The 20,809-nt window shown below is 42.0% G+C and carries 17 protein-coding genes; 8 read left to right on the top strand and 9 right to left on the bottom strand.

The annotated features are described in order from the left end of the window. The first annotated feature begins 34 nt into the window (after nt 1-34). Nucleotides 35-484 carry a hypothetical protein gene (locus tag LAY41_RS24390; protein ID WP_249103761.1) on the top strand — a complete coding sequence of 150 codons (450 nt, stop codon included), beginning with the start codon at nt 35-37 and terminating at the stop codon, nt 482-484. Here LAY41_RS24390 and LAY41_RS24385 read toward each other — a convergent pair. Then, nucleotides 476-1,438, bottom strand: a complete 963-nt coding sequence (locus LAY41_RS24385) for a DNA-methyltransferase (protein ID WP_249103758.1) — start codon at nt 1,436-1,438, stop codon at nt 476-478. The two genes, LAY41_RS24390 and LAY41_RS24385, sit on opposite strands and share 9 nt — an antisense overlap. A gap of 160 nt (nt 1,439-1,598) precedes the next feature. On the opposite strand from LAY41_RS24385, the gene LAY41_RS24380 reads away from it, so the two are divergent. Next, nucleotides 1,599-1,910, top strand: coding sequence for a type II toxin-antitoxin system Phd/YefM family antitoxin (locus tag LAY41_RS24380; protein WP_249103755.1), 312 nt, complete (start codon nt 1,599-1,601; stop codon nt 1,908-1,910). After that, the gene (locus LAY41_RS24375) at nt 1,907-2,170 is read left to right on the top strand and encodes a type II toxin-antitoxin system RelE family toxin (RefSeq protein WP_249103752.1); all 264 of its coding nucleotides are present in this window, start codon (nt 1,907-1,909) and stop codon (nt 2,168-2,170) included. Before LAY41_RS24380 ends, LAY41_RS24375 begins: the two co-directional genes overlap by 4 nt. Nucleotides 2,171-2,263: 93 nt before the next feature. Here LAY41_RS24375 and LAY41_RS24370 read toward each other — a convergent pair whose 3' ends face one another. The 6 genes from LAY41_RS24370 to LAY41_RS24345 all read right to left on the bottom strand — a co-directional run bounded on the left by LAY41_RS24370 (nt 2,264) and on the right by LAY41_RS24345 (nt 8,318). Continuing rightward, nucleotides 2,264-3,415: a hypothetical protein gene (locus LAY41_RS24370; RefSeq protein WP_249103749.1), complete on the bottom strand. Its 1,152-nt coding sequence runs from the start codon at nt 3,413-3,415 to the stop codon at nt 2,264-2,266. Between the two features lie 127 nt (nt 3,416-3,542). Next, entirely contained in the window at nt 3,543-3,866 is a 324-nt protein-coding gene (locus LAY41_RS24365) for a hypothetical protein (RefSeq protein WP_249103747.1), read from the bottom strand. Between the two features lie 51 nt (nt 3,867-3,917). After that, complete coding sequence (locus tag LAY41_RS24360) at nt 3,918-4,631, bottom strand: dual OB domain-containing protein (RefSeq protein WP_420840345.1); 714 nt, start codon at nt 4,629-4,631, stop codon at nt 3,918-3,920. Next, nucleotides 4,628-5,074, bottom strand: coding sequence for a DUF488 domain-containing protein (locus LAY41_RS24355; protein WP_249103741.1), 447 nt, complete (start codon nt 5,072-5,074; stop codon nt 4,628-4,630). The genes LAY41_RS24360 and LAY41_RS24355 overlap by 4 nt, the downstream gene beginning before the upstream one ends. After that, complete coding sequence (locus LAY41_RS24350) at nt 5,067-5,693, bottom strand: DUF488 domain-containing protein (protein ID WP_249103739.1); 627 nt, start codon at nt 5,691-5,693, stop codon at nt 5,067-5,069. The genes LAY41_RS24355 and LAY41_RS24350 overlap by 8 nt, the downstream gene beginning before the upstream one ends. Nucleotides 5,694-5,795: 102 nt before the next feature. Next, a complete protein-coding gene (locus tag LAY41_RS24345) occupies nt 5,796-8,318 on the bottom strand; it encodes a sigma 54-interacting transcriptional regulator (protein ID WP_249103736.1) in 2,523 nt (840 codons plus the stop codon). A gap of 305 nt (nt 8,319-8,623) precedes the next feature. Here LAY41_RS24345 and LAY41_RS24340 point away from each other — a divergent pair, with 305 nt between their 5' ends. From LAY41_RS24340 to LAY41_RS24330, 3 genes are all read left to right on the top strand, one after another. Beyond that, the gene (locus tag LAY41_RS24340; protein ID WP_249103733.1) at nt 8,624-9,667 is read left to right on the top strand and encodes a M23 family metallopeptidase; all 1,044 of its coding nucleotides are present in this window, start codon (nt 8,624-8,626) and stop codon (nt 9,665-9,667) included. Between the two features lie 120 nt (nt 9,668-9,787). Next, entirely contained in the window at nt 9,788-10,369 is a 582-nt protein-coding gene (locus LAY41_RS24335) for a thylakoid membrane photosystem I accumulation factor (protein WP_249103730.1), read from the top strand. Nucleotides 10,370-10,605: 236 nt separating this feature from the next. Continuing rightward, nucleotides 10,606-11,214 carry a hypothetical protein gene (locus LAY41_RS24330; RefSeq protein WP_249103727.1) on the top strand — a complete coding sequence of 203 codons (609 nt, stop codon included), beginning with the start codon at nt 10,606-10,608 and terminating at the stop codon, nt 11,212-11,214. Here the strand turns inward: LAY41_RS24330 and LAY41_RS24325 are convergent. Continuing rightward, nucleotides 11,204-11,791, bottom strand: coding sequence for a cytochrome b (locus LAY41_RS24325; protein ID WP_249103724.1), 588 nt, complete (start codon nt 11,789-11,791; stop codon nt 11,204-11,206). The two genes, LAY41_RS24330 and LAY41_RS24325, sit on opposite strands and share 11 nt — an antisense overlap. A gap of 485 nt (nt 11,792-12,276) precedes the next feature. Beyond that, nucleotides 12,277-13,320 carry an L-histidine N(alpha)-methyltransferase gene (gene egtD / locus LAY41_RS24320; RefSeq protein ID WP_249103721.1) on the bottom strand — a complete coding sequence of 348 codons (1,044 nt, stop codon included), beginning with the start codon at nt 13,318-13,320 and terminating at the stop codon, nt 12,277-12,279. Nucleotides 13,321-13,960: 640 nt separating this feature from the next. On the opposite strand from egtD, the gene LAY41_RS24315 reads away from it, so the two are divergent. Then, a complete protein-coding gene (locus LAY41_RS24315; protein WP_249103719.1) occupies nt 13,961-19,300 on the top strand; it encodes a trifunctional serine/threonine-protein kinase/ATP-binding protein/sensor histidine kinase in 5,340 nt (1,779 codons plus the stop codon). Between the two features lie 90 nt (nt 19,301-19,390). Beyond that, on the top strand, nt 19,391-20,809 hold the full coding sequence (locus LAY41_RS24310) for an adenylate/guanylate cyclase domain-containing response regulator (RefSeq protein ID WP_249103716.1): 1,419 nt from the start codon (nt 19,391-19,393) through the stop codon (nt 20,807-20,809).

The raw sequence follows: 20,809 nt of genomic DNA, 5'->3' as shown, positions 1-20,809 counted from the left end.
TGGAAGAGGATTAGAACGCTTTGAGACTATGCTAATGCCAGCCAACTTTAGCAGTTTAGTTGGCGAATTTATGATTACAAGTCTCCCTAAATATTGTTCCACTATTGCTAAAAATCAATATCATAACGGTCATCCCGATCTAATTCCGGCAGGAATGTTTCCTAATAATGCCGTTCAATATGCTAGCGAAGGTATAGAAGTTAAAGCTTCTCGCTATTTGAGAGGATGGCAAGGTCACAACCCAGAAGCAATTTGGTTGATGGTATTTGTGTTTGATAGCAACCGTCCTAGTGATGCTGTTAAAAATATTCAGCCAAAACCTTTTCGTTTTGTGAAAGTTTGTGGGGCGATGCTGAACAAAAATGATTGGTCTTTTTCGGGGCGATCGGGAAATAGTCGTCGCACCATTACCGCCAGTGTCAACAATTCTGGCTACCATAAAATGATGGCAAATTGGATTTATCAAGAACCTAGTTTACCATAATGTCAATTGCTGGTGTTCTATCTCTTCAATTGGCTTTTTGAAATCAGTCTTTTGCGATGAAATATCCATTGCTGCCAATTTAGAAATAGCAATGCGACTCATTTCGTAATATTCGGGATATCTCTCAATACCAATACAGGAAACACCAACTGCTTCTGCTGCTGCGACTGTGGAACCTGAACCCATAAAAGGATCGACAATAATTCCTTCACCTAGAGGAAGAGAAGCATAAACTACTTGGCGCATAAAAGACTGGGGTTTGATGCTTGGATGATTGGCTATTTCCCGTTCTTCCTGAGGTGTTCTTTCGCTGAAAATTACATCATTAAATGGGTTGCTATCGGCGTTTCTTCTTAATCCTCCAGTTTGAAATTTTCGCAAGCAATCGCTAACTTTCATCCCTGAAGGTATCGGCTTGCGGAAAATACCCCAAGGTTCGTAACATCCACGAGGCATTGACGATACATTGGGAAATTCTTGTTCGGCATTTTTTGGGCGATCGCCACCGCGAAGCGTTCTCACCAGTCGAATTAATTCACCGCGAAATTCTAAGCCACCAGCAACTAAAGCAGCAAAAACTAACTGAGAAAGAAAGGCGTTACTGGCAATAAAAACATGACCGCCAGGGAGTATAACGCGCATTATTAATTGAGCCAACTCCATGAAAAAGCACTTCAATTTTTCTCTTTCTTTCTGAGTGAGTGCGGTAAATCTTGGCAAAGGCGATCGCTGATGTCCATCAAACGAAGGTGGAATTCTCCAAACTCCACCATTTCCGTTTTCCCGTTTGGCAATTTGCTCGAAATCATACTCTTTCACACCATAAGGCGGATCTGTCACAACTGCATGAATGCTATTTTCCGGCATTCGATTTAGCCACTCGAAACAGTCTGCTTGTAAAATGAGAGAATGGCCTATTTGTATTGATGGGTAATCAAAGGCGAAATTGTTCATTTTTCAATCCTTCCATTTTATATTCATAATATAATTTTGATTTTACTTAGATCAATTTTATCACTTAATGTTATATTGTGTCATTGGATTGATTTAATGCTATGATATTAATATGTAATTTAATCAACGCTCAAATTTTACAAGAGTTGGGAAAAATAAAATGGAACTGGGAATCATTGAAGAACAAACGATCGAGAATAATTCCATCATCAGGATGACTGCAACAGAAGTTCGAGATAACTTTGATGAAATAGTCGATCGAGTTGCTGACGATGAAGAGTCGGTGATTTTAAGTAAAGACGGCAAGGATGTGGCAGCTATAATTCCGATCGAAGAATTTTGGTTGTTAGAGCGTTTGATTGAAAAGTTAGAAGACGAGATCGATTTAGAGGAAGCTAAACGACGATTGGAAGATCCTAATGAAGTTCCAATTCCTTATGAACAAGTTCGCAAGGAGTTGGGGTTAGCGTGAGTTATCAAATTGAAATTCTTCCTAGCGCCAAGCGAGAGCTAGATGCACTACCTCTACAGGTTCGAGAGCGCATAGATAAAGCCTTTGAAGCATTAGCTATAAATCCGCGTCCACCCGGAGTTAAAGCAATGCAAGGATATAAAGGACTTTTGCGAATTCGCGTGGGAAAGTATCGGGTAATTTATCGGGTCGAGGACGATCGTCTTGTCGTCATTATAGTGCAAGTTGGACACCGCTGCGACGTTTATCGCAGAAAATAAGCTTAAGGGAGGTATGAAAAATGCAGTTAGAAGAATATTTTGACTTTCTCGCACCAAATGATATTAAAATTAAGGATATACGAGTTTAAAAAGTTAAGGTTCTGCTATTTTACTAAGCCACTTTTCCCACCAAGGAATATTTTTCCAAGCAACTTCTCGATATGTTTTTAAAATATAGTCTGCCACTATTAATGGAGAAGAATGCTGCTTCAGTTTGTCCATTTCTCCCGGTTGAGAAAGCTTATCTATAAGATAAGATAACTCTTCTTGATCGGTATTTTTTAATCGAAATTGATGGAAATAATTAACAATAAAATCTGCCATTGCAGATGGAGATGGTTGTTGCTTGAGCTTATCCATTTCTCCCGGTTGAGATAAATTATTAGTTAGATAGTCCGAAAAATTTTTGTCAAAATTTTCAAAATTAAAGACAAAATAAGTTCCAATTAAATGCTCTGCCATTGCAGAGGGAGACTGCTGCTGTTTAAGTTTATCCATCTCTCCTGGTTGAGCAAATATTTCTTTCAAAGAATTAATTTTGTTATTTTCTTTTTTGATATAATTCGATCTTGGATATTGTACTTCCATTAACCAGTATATTACAACACCAGGCATTAATGTAACCAAAGGAAACTTAATTAATAAGTAATTCCACCAATTGTTTTTAGCCAAAAAATTTTCGTAAGCAAATTCTCTGACTTTTAGACTTTTGACAACTAAATCTGGCTTGACTATAATATTTTCTGCCTTTTCTCCAATAACTGTATAGATTGCTTCAAAGGCAGGCTGCTCAATTTTATCAGTTCTGTTCAGGATTTTAATTTTATAGCCATATCGTTGGCCTTTCAGGTTAATTGGTCGTGATCTTTGAGCTACTTTATCAGCATTTTCAGGAGAAACAGCTATTGCTTGAGTAGGTATTATTTTCAATTCTTTACTTGATGGAAATTTGGGAGCTATTTCGATATACAAAGAAATATTTTCATAGTCTTGATCGGAAAAGTTATAAATAGAAACCTTAATTTGGCTAATTTTATTAACAGGATTTTTACTGTCGTTATCAAAAACTATTTTTAGTTTATCATTGGGAAGCTTTTGTGTTGATGAGTCAATAAGATTATATGTATCAATTCCAAAATCTAAATATTTTACTCTGGTTTGAAATTGAATAACTCCGAGAGTAACTAAACCGCCGAGTATAGCAGGAATAGTCCAATTGGCCAAAACTTTTATTAACTTTCGCATCAATTACTCTAATCTCCTCACTATCCAAAACCAGTATATCCTATTTTAAGCTACAAACAGCTAATTTAGTTGTAAAATATCACAAAATGGTGGAAGCGGATATTCCACCCGTTGAAAATAAGATAACTCATTCTTCTACTATGACTCCCTCTAAAAGTGCATCTGCTTCCGCTTTCATTTCCTCTGTATAAGGGACAAGAATAGACGGATCTTCGATCGCATCTGCCATCAGCGCCTCTAGGAATAGTCGCAACATTTTGGGGTCTTCCTCTTCTTCATCTTCATCATCTTCGGACACTAACTTCACCAGGAGAGTGTTGTCAGATAAAACCTCAATTTTAAAGCTGGCATTAGCCCATTGCGGATTATCTTTGTAAAATGATTGTGGTACTGGTAAACTAGGCAAATTTTCCTTTTCTTTTTGGTTTACTGAATAAATTTTGGATGTCATAATCTCAATTCCATTGCTGCCACTACATAAAACAATCATACCATCTGAACTTCAAAACGGCAGATCGTCATATTCATCGCTTTTTACCTCTACTTTCTTCTTCGCAGAATCAGGCAACTCTATCACCCCCGCGATCAATTTCCAACAAGGATCGCCTGTTTTCCAATCGGGAGGTCGCCAAGGCATACTCAAACTAACTGTTACCAAACAATGATTTTTCGGACGATATCCTAAATCCAATTTTCTCACAAATACCGGATCTGTGATAGTTGTTGTCAATGTTTGACCATTTTCAGTGACAATTGTACCTGACCATTTCTGACTACCCTCATATTTCACACCAAGAGGTTTAACCGATATTTCTACGGCTTTTACCAGTTCCAAAGTGCGCCGCTGATCAAAAGGCAATGATTGCAAATATGGGACTTCTACATATCTCTCATCGTTGTGCAAAATATATTCCTCTTTGCTACAATATTTGAGTAGGTAGGCAGGGGGAACTTGGGCCGATCGCTGCCATTTTCCCGGCAAGATAGAAAGGTTTTCGCTCTCGAAACCGTAATCTGGCCCTGTTTTGGCTAAAGGAATTTCTAAAATATCTAATAATGCTGGTTCTAATCCACCTATCGATCGCATTTCTCTGGGAACTTGACCATCTGGTAAATCGGAAACAGCACGAATCCATTGTCCTTTCATCGGTGTAATTCCAGCGATGCACCTCTCGCCTCGCTTCCATGAATTCGCAAGGCAAATTATTCTTGTCATAGATGGCATATTTTTACATTTTTCCACTTATCTTTTAAATATTCGGCAACTAATCGGCGATGGCAATTATGTGGTTTTGCTTCGCTACATAGCAGACATCCTCCATTTAAAATATCTGGTGAAACTTTATCTTCGATTTGGCGTTTGACCATTAAATCTACAAATTGTTTTTCGTATGTATCCCAAGCACCGCCGTTCTTTTTATAGGCATCAAGGATATCTTTGGTTGGTGCTAAGTCTAAAATGTGAACGTATTCGATATTGCCAACTTTTCGGAGAAAATACTCTAAGTCTTTGCGTTTTGCAAATCCTGCTAACTGGGAAACATTATTCAGGCGTGTGTCTATGACTCGCTGAACTCCTGCTTTGAGTAAAGTCTCAAAAAATTGCTCGGCGCTTTTTTGGGTAAAGCCGATCGTAAATAAGTTAATCTCTTTATTCATGGTTTTCTTTGACATAAGCGATTTCATTACCTTGTCGATTATAAGCTTCTTCTATGTCAATTTCATCCTTTGGCAATTCAAATAGACTTAATTGAATTGGCTGATGCAAATTTTTGTTAAACTTGCCTAAGAGCCTATTTTCTAGTTGCTCTTGCGATTCTAAGTTACCATCTGAGAAAATATGATTAATCTGTACTTCAAATTTTCTCAGTCGGCGGCAAACTAAAATAGTGCGATGACAAGTAATTGGGTCTTTTTCGGCACACATCATGGCAATTTTGTAAGTTTCTGCGCCTTTGACTAAACGCTGAATTCCTTCGGCAAATAGGTTGGTTGCGGCAATTCTTTCGTAAAGCGCTTTGCCAGTATTATCGTAACAAGTTAAATCTTCGGGTCTTGCGCCTAATTCGCGACCCAGGAAAACGTAGCGAATGCCAATGTTTTGTAATGAGGCTTTTAAGGCGGGTTGACTGAAGTGGGGTAAGCGACGACTGTAGGGATGCGATCGCACATCTGCCACTGCCGTAATTCCATGTTGCTGAAGTAACAAAATAAAAGCTTCAATACTGAGATTTGAGTGACCGATCGTGTATAACTCTTTGTAATTGCCGATTTTCATAAGTATTATCTAGTATTTTATTTTACTGATAGGACAAGCAGTATATAGCACCCCAGAAACCCGGTTTCTTCAAGAAACCGGGTTTCTATAGTCAAGCAGTAATTAGCTGACGACAATAATAGCCCACAGACTTGCTCCCAAAACCACAGCAGCCAGATGTTGGGGTAGCAGGAACCGCAGCGGTTGATGAGCAATCTTTTGCGTCAAAAGTATCGTCAAAAGCACCGAAAAAATCAGCGTTGTTCCTTGCAAAAACGCAATTACAGCCTGATGAGCTACCAACACGGGCAAATCCTCACCACTGAGGCCAAAAGTCGCGAAAGTTAAAGGTAAAATTCGTCCTCCTTCGCCTAAACCCAGCCGCAAATAATGGGCTAAGTTTCCCCCCAAAACCAGCGGCAAATAACCATAAGCCAACTCTACAAACGAGCGGGGCTTTACCAAACCATGAAACAATTGAATCAAGCTATAACCCAACAGTGGAACCAGTGCAGGCACGATTAAAACTGCCAAAGAAAATCCCAAATGCGGCCAAAACTGACTTAAATCTAAATTCAATCCCAGCAAATATTGCAACTCTGGCAAGCGGTGAATAAAAATTCCACCTAAAAGTAACAACAACAGCGCCACTTCATAGGCATGAGGCACATGAGTTGTCCAAAGTTCAATGCCGGGAGGACGCAAATTTAACTCAACCGATCGATGGGGACAAGCCTTGAGACAAGTCATGCAAAGTACGCAATCTTTGTTATCTTCCAAGTGCGTTGGATGAGTATACAGAGGACAGCCATTAGTCTCCAAACCTTCACCTTTTTGAGGCCCACCTTTGTAACATTGATAAGTGGTGCATTCAGCAGAACAAGTTCCCTGCTGCGCCCTTAATTCAATCATCGATAACTTTGCAAACAGCCCATTCATTCCCCCAATTGGACACAGATACCGACACCAAAACCGGCGCTCAAAAATTGCCGAAAAAATCATTGCTCCCGCAGTAATTAACAGCAGCAAACAGGCGGAGAGGTAAGCCGTATCCTCTAAATGCCAGAGTTCTTCCCACAGAAAAATTAAGACAAATAAGCCAAACAAAAACCATCCTCCCCATTTTTCGGCTGACTGTCGCGGCCAGCGTTTTAGCTGACGAGGCCAAAGCCACAGGGAAAGTTTTTGTGTGACTTCCCCATAAATCATGAAGGGACAAACAGCGCACCACAGGCGTCCTACAAAGGGAAAACCGATCAGAATTAACGGCCACCACCAAGCCCAAAATAGATTTAAAGCAACGTTTTCATTGCGATGTTGAGGGCCTAGAAATAATAGGGCGACAACGATCGCAAAAAATCCCAATGTGAATCCATAATTTATCCGATCGGGCCACCATTCACTGCGTAAAAATCTTCGCAGCCAAGGATAGGAATTTAAAAGATTGACGCGAAATTGTTTTTTCTTGGTTTGTAACGACCAAAATACTTCTTCGGTTAGTTCTTTAGTACCAGCAGACTGAACAAGCGCTCGTTGCACCAACCCTTCCAATTCTCGGAAATTGCCCGGAAAATCATACGCTTGTAACCACCGCAAAGCTTCTGAGGTTATGTGAGGGTTGGCAATACCTTTGGCTCGACAAAACAACCGAATGTAGTATTCCATCTGGTCGCTAATATCGGTTTTTCGCACTCGCAGCGGCGGGACTTTAATTAAATGAGTAACTAGGCGATCGATCTTGGGCAGCGTTTTTTCAGATATCATCAAAATGCGTGCCAAACATGGCGATTTTGGATTGTGTTCTTCTCCACCGACGGGTGCGTAGTTTCCGGTTTCCAGCAAGTTCGCTATTTTGGGCATCAATTCTGAGGGAAGTTCTTGGATGTTGTTGAGCAGTAAAGTTCCTTCGCCTAGCCATTCGATTAAACCAGGTTTGCTGCCAACACGACCAAATAATTCTGCACCGTTTGCTTGCAACTTACTGCAATCTATTTTAATCATCGGTTCTCGCCGCTGAGGAGAAGCGAAATGAATTAGAGCAGCGATGTTGTCCTTTTCGAGTCCAGGTTCCCCAAAAATTACCGCTGAACCGCGATCTTCAGTTGCTTCTTTAATTTGCTGCCGCAAACGCACTGCATAGCGACTTTTGCCTACAATACCCCGTTTGGCTTTTGTTACTAGATAAGGTCGCAAGATGGTTTGACGTTCTTGCTCATAAGCTAGCTGAGAAGATATCTGAGCTAGTTCCATTGCTAGTTGCTGTGAAAAAGCCTGCGTAATTTCGGGGTATTCTGCTACTAATTGGCGAAATTTGTCGGCTGGAATAAACCACAACTGACTTTCGCCGATCGCTCTTACAGTCCTCTGCGCCAATTGCCCAAACAGCAGCTCCTGTAAGTGTACGATCGCACCCGGTAGTAAACTAACAGCCCACACAGAACCAGTTTGATTGGTGCGATCGCCTTCCAGCCGTCCTCGTTTTAGAATATAAAGACCTTCGGGTGGGGTGTCCTCCATTACGACGCGGGTGTGCGCCGCTACGACTTTTTCTTCTAAAACTTGTGCGATCGCCTCCAATACCCTCTCCGACAGCACACTCAGGGCTGTTCGTTCTTGTAGCCATATCACTGCGTCGGTCGCTGTCATAGTTGGCTCTCTCATAAAAGTTACTTTATATTTTAAAGATATATGGCTTACGCATTTGCCCCCCAGCCCCCAAATCTGGGGGAGAAAAAGTCTTGTCCCCCCCAGATTTGGGGGGTTAGGGGGGACAAATGCGTAAGTCCTGAGATATATAATCAAAATTATTAATTTATAGATGTTATTGCCAAGACAAAAGGAACTAATATGTCCGAGCTTATTAATTTGTGGGTGCCTTTAGCACTTTTGGGTTTAATTGTCCTAGCTGCAATTTTCTTTAGTCGTAGCAGTTGAAATCAATCATCAAACCAATGAAAAAGTCCCTTCTGACTACAGCATTTCTTGTCTTCCTGCTTACCCTTCTCCCCGCCTGCTTCGGTAAAGAAAAGATCGCCTCTGCACCGTCCCCAGTTGAAATAGCTGCCAACCCCCCAAATTCCTTCAAACTTGCCTTACCGATTAACTGTACGCTAGGCCAAGACTGTTTTATCATGCACTACGTCGATCGCGACCCCAGCCCAACAGAAGTCGATTTTGGCTGCGGTCGGCAAACCTACGACGGTCACAACGGTGTAGACTTTGCCATTCCAGATGAGCGCGTAATGGCAGCAGGCGTCGCCGTGAAAGCAGCAGCAGCGGGCAAAGTTCTGCGGGTGCGCGACGGAGTGAGCGATCGCAGAGTAGCCGATCAAACAGACAAAGCCAACGTTCAAGGCATTGAATGCGGTAACGGAGTCGTAATAGACCACGGTAACGGCTGGCAGACTCAATATTGCCATCTCCGCAACGGCAGTGTTGTAGTCAAACCAGATACCTCCGTTGAAGCAGGTACAGTATTGGGCATGGTGGGAGAGTCTGGCTTAGCTTCCTTCCCTCACGTTCACTTGACCGTCCGCTACCAAGATAAAGTCGTAGACCCGTTTGTTGGTGCCAATGCTGGCCCAGGTTGTCGGGTCGATCGCAAACCCATCTGGCAACAGCCGATAAGTTATGTTCCCACAGGTACGATCCGCGCTGGTTTTGCCACTCAGCCACCGGATATGGCAGCTATCTGGGAGGGGCGCTTTTCGGAAACGGAACTACCTAAAAATAGTCCCGCGCTTATCTTCTGGGTGCAAGCTTACGGTGTACTTAAGGGCGATGGACAAGAATTTCAACTCATCGCACCCGATGGTAAACCGTTCGCTGTACGCAAACAAGAGCTACAATCGCCCAGTCGATCTTGGCTGAGTTATGTTGGCAAAAGAGCATCTGGTAATCAACCCTTAACTGCGGGTGTCTGGCGGGGTGAATATCGCCTGATCCGAAATGGTAAGGTACTGATTGACGTGAAGCGAGAAGTGCAAGTACGGTGAAAGGGGCTAGGGGCTAGGGGCTAGGGGGAAGAGGGGAAGAGGGGAAACCCCATACTTAAAAGCAGGGGTTTCACTTCAGGTTTGCGATCGGGACACACAGTAGAAGGATTCTTGGAGAAAATGACTATCGCGACTTTTCTGAATTACTGGCGGCAGATTTTTGCCAGTTGTCTGTTGACCCTCTTCGCAGCGCTGAGTTGTCTGTTGATCGTGGGGACGCCACCAGCTCTAGCGGGTATAAACGACGACAACTTTGATGGCAATATTTATGTCCTCTATGCCGGGAATGGTTCCCTGGTGCCGTCAAAGGTGACTCTGGCACAGTCTTTGAAGGGAAATAAGCCGACTCTGCTGGTGTTCTACGTAGATGACAGCAGGGATAGCAAACAATATGCGACTGTGGTTTCGCACATACAGCAGTTTTATGGACGGGCGGCGGATATTATCCCCGTGGATGTGGATTCTATCCCAGCTAAATCAACCTACGAACCCACAGAACCGGGCTATTACTACAAAGGTTTTGTGCCTCAAGTTGTCCTGTTTGACCAATCGGGTAAGGAAGTTCTCAACGGTAAGGGACAAGTGCCGTTTGAGCAGGTAGATGACGCTTTCCGCAAGGTGTTTAACTTGCAGCCGCGATCGGAATCTGGGGAGTTGAAGCAGCGAGTGGTGAATGAGTTCAATACGGAACTAGCTAAGTGAGTGCAGGGGCAGACCAGTGTGTCTGCCCTATTTTATATATGTGCGATCGCCAACAAAATACACACGGACTTACGCACAAACCTTGGTTTTGCCCCCCGACCCCCCAAATCTGGGGGGAAGAGGATTCTTCTCCCCCCAGATTTGGGGGGCTAGGGGGGGAGAAAAGCGATCGCCAACAAAATACACAATTATCCTAGAAAGTAATGTTCGCGTAACTGTCCCAGATGGTGTTTCTCATGACAAAAGTCCACACCACCGAGGAACTGATCGAAATTTTGGCTGACGAACGTCGAGCCTGTCTGACGGGTCAGCGCCTTAACCTGACTGTTCAGGCTTCTGGCAATCCTTTGATTGACAAGTTTATTAAAAGCGAGGGCGTGCAAAAGTTCACGGCTTATCAAGACTTTAAAGCTACTATTCACAGCTATCAGAGAGAACACCAAGTTTCTGGCATTGTCTGGCGGCAAATCGTTCTCAAAGGCAAGACTCTGCGAATCCCAGAAGTGGACGCCCAGTTGATTGCTTTACCCGGCGATATAGAAACGCTCTTAGCTGCGAAAGCTGACCTACTGGCATTCTGGCATGAAGTGACTGCGGGTATGGATTTATACTTGAGTGTTAATAATGGCAAAGACTTTCGCGCGATCGCACCTGCTGATGTGGGCATAATTTCTTATAGAACAGAATGGGCTAGTTTGTGCAAGTTTGAGAAGTCCGATTTCTTGGAAATTATTTTGCAGCTGGGATGGGGAAAGCCAGAGGAAGCTGTTTACAAACGAGGATGGCCTACTTCTGGTAGCGAGTATATCCATGCGGTGAATCCCGGCAATCGGCCTATTTGTTAGTTTCGGTGCTGCGGTTAACCGCTGTATAAAAACGACGCCCTTGGGCCCGCAAGTATTTCCATTGGTCGATCGCGTGGAGTGCGATCGCAGCTAGAAAAGTGTAAGCTAGCCAAAAATGCAGGCTTTTACTAAATTCAGCTACTTCTTTGTTTTCTGGAAATAAGTCTGGCAAAGTTATATCCGTGCCGAATATAACCACATCATAGCCATAGGAATTAGAACAAAAATAGCCGGAGAGAGGAACAAGAAGCATAAAAAAATATAGACTTGTGTGAAAAAAGAAAGTTTTCAGCCATTCCCCCGTAAGCTTAGGCAGACGCCGCCTATACTTGTGTTGGATGACCCGCAGCAGGACAACAATTCTAGCTAGCAGTACGCTCATCACCACTACCCCAAGGGTTTTGTGTAACTCGTATAAAGACTCCCCATAGGATACTTTTTTGGGCAAGTCAGTCATGTAAGCGCCAGTCGCAAATAGCAGTAAAAAGCAAGCAGCCATTAACCAATGCAAAAACCACAAATTCTGGGCGAATGTCTTTTTCTTGGCTTTTTTCTCTTCAATTTGAGCAACATTCATTCTGAGCGCCTCCGCTAATATCATGTCCTTACGCATCGGTTACCTAAAAAATTCGTGTGATTATTCTTATCTGCGTACCCTTCGGGAAGGCTGCGCCTACATCTGCGTTCCAGAGTCTTCATCTGCGGTAAAAATTTAACCAACGATGACAACGGACAATTTGACGATATCACTCATATACTAACGATGCAACCGGACACGATATAACTCCTGGAAAAACGGAAATTTTGCCCATTAAATTTATTTCATTCTTTAAAATGTAGATTTTAGTCAGTAATAATTTATATGGCAGGTTGAGATATTGCTAATTTATCTCCGATAAATGGTTCATAGTTCATAGTTAATTTGATGAACCATGAACCATGAACTAATCAGCAAAGTTGTTTGATTATAGCCACAGTCATTTATGTTAGGACAGTATAGAGCTATTCCCCGCAAGGAAGCGACTGTGTTTGTACTCAGCACTAAAGCCGAAGCACTTTGCTTTAAGTCTTTTGCATCTGACACAGTAGGACACCAAACCACTGATTTGGATCGGTCCAAACCTGAAGCGGCACTAAACCATGTGTTCGCAGTTCCTGCTGCATGAGGTTGAGGTCGAATTTGCGGGAGATTTCCGTCAAAATTGTTTCCTTTTCCTCAAACTCAACAGTTAAGTCGAGAGCGCGTAATTGCACAGTTTGCGATCGCATACTCCGCAAGTGCATCTCAATTTGGCAGTCAGATTTGTTGTAAAAAGCCCAGTGTTCAAACTGCGTCGGCTTGAAATCCCCATCAAAACGCCAGTTCAGATGCTCCAGCATATTCAAATTAAAAGCAGCTGTAACGCCCTGGCGATCGTTATAGGCGGCTTCTAACAGATATGGCGACTTTTGTAAATCTATTCCCAGCAAGAAATACTCGCCCAGATTCAGAGCGTCGGTGATTTGCCAGAAAAAGCGATCGCACTCCTGACGATCCAGATTACCCAGCGTACTGCCCAAAAAACAAATCATCCGCGCCGGTAAGCGAGACGGGGCCAAACCTTTCAGCGCCAGTTCGTAAGTGCTAACCAAAGCGCGAACCGCAAGCGATGGATAATCTGCCAGCAATTCCCTAGCACTGCTTTCCAGAATGCCAGCGCTCACATCAATTGGAACATAGCGCAAAGGGTACTCTAGTTCGTTGTAAGCATCCAGCAGAATGCGGGTTTTAGTAGAGCTACCGCTACCCAATTCTACAACTTCACACGCACCCGTTAGCCGAGCAATTTCACCAGCACACCCTTGCAAAATAGCTGTTTCCGTGCGCGTCAGATAATATTCCGGTAGCTGGCAGATTTGCTCAAACAGATCCGAACCGCGATCGTCGTAGAAATAGCGCGGCGGTAGGGATTTCGGAGTTTGACTTAACCCCTTAACCACATCGCCACCGTCAATCTGTCGATCTTGCTTAATCGCCGTAGGATTGAGTAGATGCTGTATTTGCAAGCGGTTTGCGATCGTGTATTGAGAAGCAGCCTTGCCGCTTACAGTCTGAAAAATGGACATTCAACCTCCGTTTGTTTGGCAGCAATTGCGATCGGAACAGTCCGTTAGAGCTACACCAACTAAGAATGGCTTACTCTAATGGACTCAGCAAGTGAAACACAAAGCAGTACCGGATAAAATCACGCCTAAGCAAGAAGTTTCGCGCTGATGTTTGTTCGTTCCGCATTTTCCCACTAAAAGGTTGCTTATCTCATCCAAAGGCCCAGATAAAAAGTAGAACGGGCAATAGTCACCCTAGTAACAGACTCATCCGCAGGCATGGATTTGTTTTAAATTTGCATCAGTCCTGGGATAGGTAAATTAGCTAAACTGAGGTTAACGTAGTTAATTATGCTAAGCCAGTGCCAATCAGCCCAAGGGCCAAAAAGCTGTCAACCTACTCCCCTCCCGGCACAAGATTATGTAGGGGCGTTCGCGTTGGCGTAGCCTGCGACGCGAGCGCATAGCGTGCCGTAGGCATTAGCATTGCGGAATTAACGTTTCGGTTTTGAGTTAAGATTTATTCCGCAATGCTTCGCCCTCACACTATACATATTCTTCCACCGGGAAAAGAGTAAGCAAAAAAGCAAAGTTTCAATAATTCCGATTGGAAAGTAATTCTACGACGGATAGGCATACACTCTCACTCTGTAACATCACAATGCTCGCACTCCCTGGCTACCAAATCACCGCAGAAATTTACAAAAACTCTCAGACAGTCATTTATCGAGCCAAACAGCTAGCTCAGCAAAAAAACGTTATCCTCAAAACTATTACTGTTGAATATCCCACGCCAACAGAAATCCTTCGACTCAGACACGAATACGAAATAATCAAAATTTTAGATAACCCAGGAATAGTCAAAGTTTTAGGATTAGAAACTTGCAATCGCGTCCCCGTATTAGTATTAGAAGATTTTGGCGGCATATCGCTAAAAGAAATTATCACTGTTCGCAAACTCGATTTAACCAATTTTCTCCTAATTGCCATTCAGCTAGCAGAAACTTTAGCTCAGTTGCATCAAAATCACATTATTCACAAAGACATTAAACCGAGTAACATCATCTTCAATCAAGACACAGGCGAGGTAAAAATTACTGATTTTGCCCTTGCCTCCCAACTCTCAAGAGAAAACCCGATCGTCAGCAATCCCCATTTATTAAAAGGCACCCTCGCCTATATGTCGCCCGAACAAACAGGTCGAATGAATCGAACGATCGATTATCGTACCGATTTTTATTCCTTGGGCGTCACCTTTTATGAAATGCTGACTTGTCAGCTACCTTTCCCAAGCAACGACCCGATGGAATTGGTTCACTGCCATATCGCCAAACAGCCAATATCTCCCCATCAGGTTAATCCAGAAATTCCCTCATCAGTGTCTGATATTGTCATGAAGTTGTTATCCAAAACTCCTGAAAATAGATACCAAAGTGCTTTTGGATTAAAAGCAGATCTGGAAACCTGTCTAACGCAGCTAGAAAATACTGGCAATATTCCAGATTTTTCGATCGCTAGTTTTGATAAAGCCGGTAAACTAATAATTACCCAAAAACTTTATGGGCGCGAATCAGAAGTAGATATTCTCATGGCTGCTTTCGATCGCGTTGCAGCAGGCACCACAGAAATGATACTGGTTGCCGGTTATTCAGGCATCGGCAAATCAGCCTTGGTGCATGAAATACACAAACCAATTATCGGGCGACGGGGTTATTTTATAGACGGCAAGTTCGACCAGTTTAAACGAAATATTCCTTATTCTTCTCTAATTGAAGCTTTCCAGAGTTTGATGCGGCAAATTTTAACCGAAAGCGAAGTACAAATCCAACTTTGGAAACAGAAACTTTTAGATGCTCTTGGCCCTAACGCTCAAATGATTATTGATGTTATTCCAGAAGTGGAACTGATTATCGATAAACAGCCGCCCGTACCGCAATTAGGGCTAAGCGAGTCACAAAATCGGTTTAGTTTGGTTTTCCAAAATTTCATTCGTGTCTTTACTCAAAAAGAACACCCGCTAGCGATATTTCTGGATGATTTACAGTGGGCGGATTTGGCATCCCTGAAGTTGATTAAACTGCTAACGACTGACGCTGACAGCCAATATCTGTTGTTAATTGGGGCTTATCGAGATAATGAAGTAGATGCAACTCATCCTCTGATACTGACTTTAGATAAAATTCGCAAAAATGGGGGGGTAGTTAATACTATTTTTCTCAAAGCTTTAAATATTAATAATGTCCAACAAATAATTATCGACACCCTCAGTTGCGACATCGATCGGGGACAAGCTTTGGCGGAATTATTGCTGAATAAAACCAATGGTAATCCCTTCTTTTTAACCCAGTTACTCAACTCTCTCCACTCAGACAACCTGCTTACCTTCAATTTCAACACAGGAAACTGGGAGTGGGACATCAAGCTTCTTCAAGGTATGGAAATCACCGAGAATGTCATCGAACTAATGGTCGGTAAAATCCAGAAACTATCGGATAGTACGCAGAACGTATTAAAACTGGCTGCTTGTATTGGCAACCAATTTGATTTAGGATTTCTCTCGATTCTCAATGAAAAATCTCTTTCTTCAACCGCTGCTGAGCTTTGGGAAGCGCTTCATGCTGGTTTTATTTGGCCGATGGACGATGACTATAAAATTGCTTTGATTGTCAGCGATCGTCAAACCGAACAACTGACAGTTAAATACAAATTTTTGCACGATCGAGTGCAACAAGCTGCTTATGCCTTAATTCCAGAATCCCAGAAAAAAGCTGTTCACCTGCAAATTGGTCGGCTGTTATTAAGCAATACACCCACCTCAGCACGAGCAGAAAAAATATTTGATATTGTCAATCATCTGAATCTAAGTTGGGAATTAATTGATCGAGAACAAGAACGAGTTGAATTAGCAAAATTGAACTTGGAAGCAGGAAAAAAAGCTAAAGACGCAACGGCATACGCCGCCGCCAACGAATATTTTACAATTGGCCTGGAAAATTTAAACGGAGATATCTGGGAAAACTACTATAATTTAGCTTTTAATCTGCATAAAGAACGCGCAGAAGTAGAGTATTTTAACGGTAACTTCAAGCAATCCGAATCATTGATTTATCTGACCTTGGAACAAGCTAAATCACCCTTGGATAAGGCAGAAATGTACAATATCTCGATCGTGCAATATACCATGCAGACCAAATATGCAGAGGCGATCCAAGCCGGTCGAAAGGGTCTGAAGCTGCTAGGTATCGATCTGCCTGAAGAAAAGTTACAGACCGCAATTTATGTCGAACTATCTGAAGCAAAGAAAAATTTTGGAAATCGCGAAATACACTGCTTAGTTGATGCGCCAGAAATGACGATACCAGAAAAAAAGATGGCCATAAAATTGTTAAATAGCATGATGGCACCCACCTATTTTTTCGATCAAAATTTGTGGCTATCGATGGTTGTTAAAACAGTTAATTTATTTTTTAAATACGGTCATACTCCCGACTCACCACACGCCTATACTAGCTATGGGATTATCCTTGGTGATATTGAAGGTAATTATCAATCTGGTTATGAGTTTGGTCAGCTAGCCTTGAAAGTCAGCGATAAGTTCAACGCTCTCGCTCAGAAATGTATAGCTTCTTGTGATTTTGCCAATCTTATACTTCCTTGGGTGAAGCATATAAAGCACGCTCATCCTATCAACAATGATGGGTATCTAGCTGGTTTGAAAGCCGGGGAGATGCACTTTGCTGGATACACACTTTTCCAGCAAGTATTTAATCTATTCTATCAAGGTAAAAATCTTGAAGATATACTAGCCGAAATTTCAACCGCTTTGCATTTTTGTATTAAAACCCAAAACAAGATGTCAACAGATTCGATATTGGCTTTGCAAATTACAGTTATTAATTTAATGGGAATGACCTCAGATAAAACCATTTTTAAATTAAAGGAAATGAGCGAAGCGCAATATTTTGAAAACTGTTATTATCATCAGAACTTGTATTCCTTAGTTCTATATTATATTTTGAAATGCCAGGTTCTCTATCTTTACGGTCACTATGCTCAAGCACTCCTGTGCGTTTTGGAAGCAGAAAAGCTACTCCTTTCTATAATCAATACCTTCGCCGTTGCCGAGCTTAATTTTTATTACTCCCTCATTCTTTTGGCACTTTATCCTACTGTTTCAGAAAAACTGCAAGAAAAATATTTGCATCAATTAAAGACCAACCAAAATCAGATGAAAATATGGGCAGATAATTGTCCTGAAAATTTCTTGCATAAGTATCTTTTAGTTGAAGCAGAATTAAGTGCGATCGCAGGTAAATATTTAGAAGTGATAGACTTGTACGATCGCGCAATTCAATTAGCTAGAGAAAATGAGTTTTTTCAAAATCAAGCATTAGCAAATGAACGAGCCGCAAATTTTTGGTTGTCTAAAGGTAAAGAAAAAATTGCTAAATCTTACATGAAAGAAGCCCACTATGGCTACCAAAGTTGGGGCGCAAAACGCAAAGTGGAAGATTTAGAAGAAAAATATCCTCAGCTGCTGTCTAGAGAATCTATCCAGATTACAAAAGGACTTCAGGTGACTACTAGCATGACTTCTTCAACCAGTAGCGATAATGCAGGTGTCCTAGACTTGACTACAGTTATGAAAGCATCCCAAACCCTAGCAGGTGAAATCCTTCTCGATAAGTTACTGGCTAAGTTAATGAAAATTGCGATCGAAAACGCTGGCGCTCAAAAAGGCTTTCTGATTCTAGAGAAAGAGGATAACTGGGTAATCGAAGCTGAAGGTGTCGTAGATTCTAATGATGTCACCGTACAGCAATCCGTTCCGGTAGACTCTGTAGATACTTCCAGTCAGATACCCATCCTGCCAGCCGCCATCATCAACTATGTTGCCCGTACCCAGGAAAATGTAATCTTAAATGATGCAGCCCATAATGGACAATTTACTGGAGACCCTTATATTATCGCCGTTCAACCCAAATCTATTCTCTGCACTCCCTTACTTCATAAAGGCAAATTGACTGGAATTTTATACCTTGAAAATAACCTAACCGCAGGCGCGTTTACCCAAGATAGGCTAGAGTTATTAAAACTATTATCGTCTCAGGTTGCCATCTCCATTGAAAATGCTCAACTTTACAACAACTTACAGCGTTTTAATCAAAACCTAGAGCAATTAGTAGACTCCCGTACCCAGGAACTTTCACAAACCCTAGAAAACCTCAAAGCCACGCAAACCAAACTGGTCGAATCTGAAAAAATGGCTGCCTTGGGAGGATTGGTTGCTGGCGTTGCCCATGAAATCAACACTCCTATCGGCGTCGGCGTCACCGCCGCCTCTCTCTTAGCTCAAAAAACCACAGCGTTTTTTGAAACCTACAAAGCCGGTAATATGAAACGCTCTGAGTTAGAAAAATTTCTGGATACCGCTATGCAAAGCAGTAGTATGATTTTAGCTAACCTCAATCGGGCAGCAGAACTCATCCACAGTTTCAAACAGGTGGCAGTCGATCAATCTAACGAATTTAGACGCATCTTTAAGTTAAAAGAGTATCTTGAGGAGATTATGCTTTCTTTAAGAGCAAAACTAAAAACAACTAAACATAAAGTCGAAATTAATTGCGATGAAAATCTCACCCTAGACAGTTATCCGGGTGCCTTATCTCAGATTGTGACCAATCTGGTGATGAACTCTCTCATCCATGCTTATGAATCTGAAGACTCTGGACGTATAGTTTTTAATATACAACCAGATGGAGAAAATATTATCTTTGAATATACTGATGATGGTAAAGGCATTCCACCAGAAAATTTAAGCAAGATATTTGAGCCATTTTTTACTACTAAACGCGGTCAGGGCGGCAGTGGATTGGGCTTACACATTCTTTACAATTTGGTCACCCAAAAACTCAATGGGACTATCAAATGTGAAAGCAAACTGGAGATGGGAACTACGTTTATTATTAAACTACCAATTCAAATTAGCCATGAGTCATAGCTATATCATTGCATCCGTGTATATCTGTGTCGTGGCGGTCATTGTAATTAAAAAAATGTTAAAATCAAGAATAATTAAGGAGAATTAGATATGTTAGAAGGAAATGAAGAACCATTTGTGAATGAGGAAGATGACGAATTAATTTTTGCTGAAGAAGACGATGAGCGACTCTTGACCAACGATAAAAAATCGAAAGATTCACAGATAGAGTCAAGTTGGAAAGTTTTAATTGTAGACGATGAAATTGAAATTCATAATGTCACAAAACTAGCGTTAGATGATTTTATATTTGAGGGTAAATCCTTAACCTTTATTAGCGCTTCTTCGGGCAAAGAAGCTAAAGAATTAATCGAAGCGCACGCCGAGACGGCCATAATTTTGCTAGATGTAGTCATGGAAAATGATGATGCAGGCTTGGAGGTAGTTAAATATATCCGCGATGTGTTAGGCAATAAGTTGGTGCGAATCATTTTACGTACAGGACAGCCGGGAGTAGTGCCAGAAAATCTGGTGATTGTTGATTACGATATTAATGACTATAAAACTAAAACTGAACTGACCACGCAAAAGCTGTTTACAACAGTGGTGACAGCTTTAAGAGCGTTTCGCGCTCTGACGACGATTGAAACTAGCAAAAAAGAACTGGAAAGAATCGCAGCGGCTTCCGCCCGTTTTGTACCGCGTGAATTTTTGAGATTTCTGCAAAAAGAAAGTATTGTCGATGCCAGACTGGGCGATTCCGTACAGGCAGAAATGACGATTATGTTTGCCGACATTCGCTCGTTTACGAGTATGTCGGAGAACCTGTCTCCCAAGGAAAATTTTGATTTTCTCAACGAATACTTGAGCCGAGTTGGCCCAGTCATCCGTCAGCACAACGGCTTTATTGATAAATATATTGGCGATGGCATCATGGCGCTGTTTCCCCATACAGCTGATGATGCAGTCAAAGCAGCGATCGAAATGCAAAAACAGGTTGTTCTGTATAATTACCATCGGCAAAGCAGTGGTTGTGCCCCCATCGCCATCGGTATTGGCTTGCATACTGGAAGTTTGATGCTGGGCACCATTGGCGAGTCGGAACGGATGGAAAGCACGGTGATTTCAGATGCAGTGAATTTGGCATCTCGCATGGAAGGCTTAACGAAATTTTATGGTGCGGGTATCGTAATTACCAGACAAACCGTTTCTTATCTGGATAACTCCGAAAAGTACAAATATAGGTTTCTTGACCGCGTTAAAGTAAAAGGTAAACAGGCTCCTGTGAGTGTATTTGAAATTTACGAGGCTGAGCCTGAGTCTCTAGCATCTCTCAAAACGCAAACCAAAACCGATTTTGAACAAGGGATCGTTCTGTATTACCAGCAGAAATATGCTCAAGCACAGCAACTGTTCGAGCGCGTTTTGCAAGTGAATGAGCAAGATAATGCCGCCCGTCTTTACTGGAAACGGTGTCAGATGTCGTCAATAACTGGGCTACCGCCAACGTGGTCAGAAATGGAAATTTAG

The sequence above is a fragment of the Argonema galeatum A003/A1 genome (assembly GCF_023333595.1).
In the GTDB taxonomy this organism is placed as follows: Bacteria; Cyanobacteriota; Cyanobacteriia; order Cyanobacteriales; family Aerosakkonemataceae; genus Argonema; species Argonema galeatum.
The sequence above is the reverse complement of the archived record's forward strand: the minus strand, read 5'-3'. Positions and strand labels throughout refer to the sequence as shown.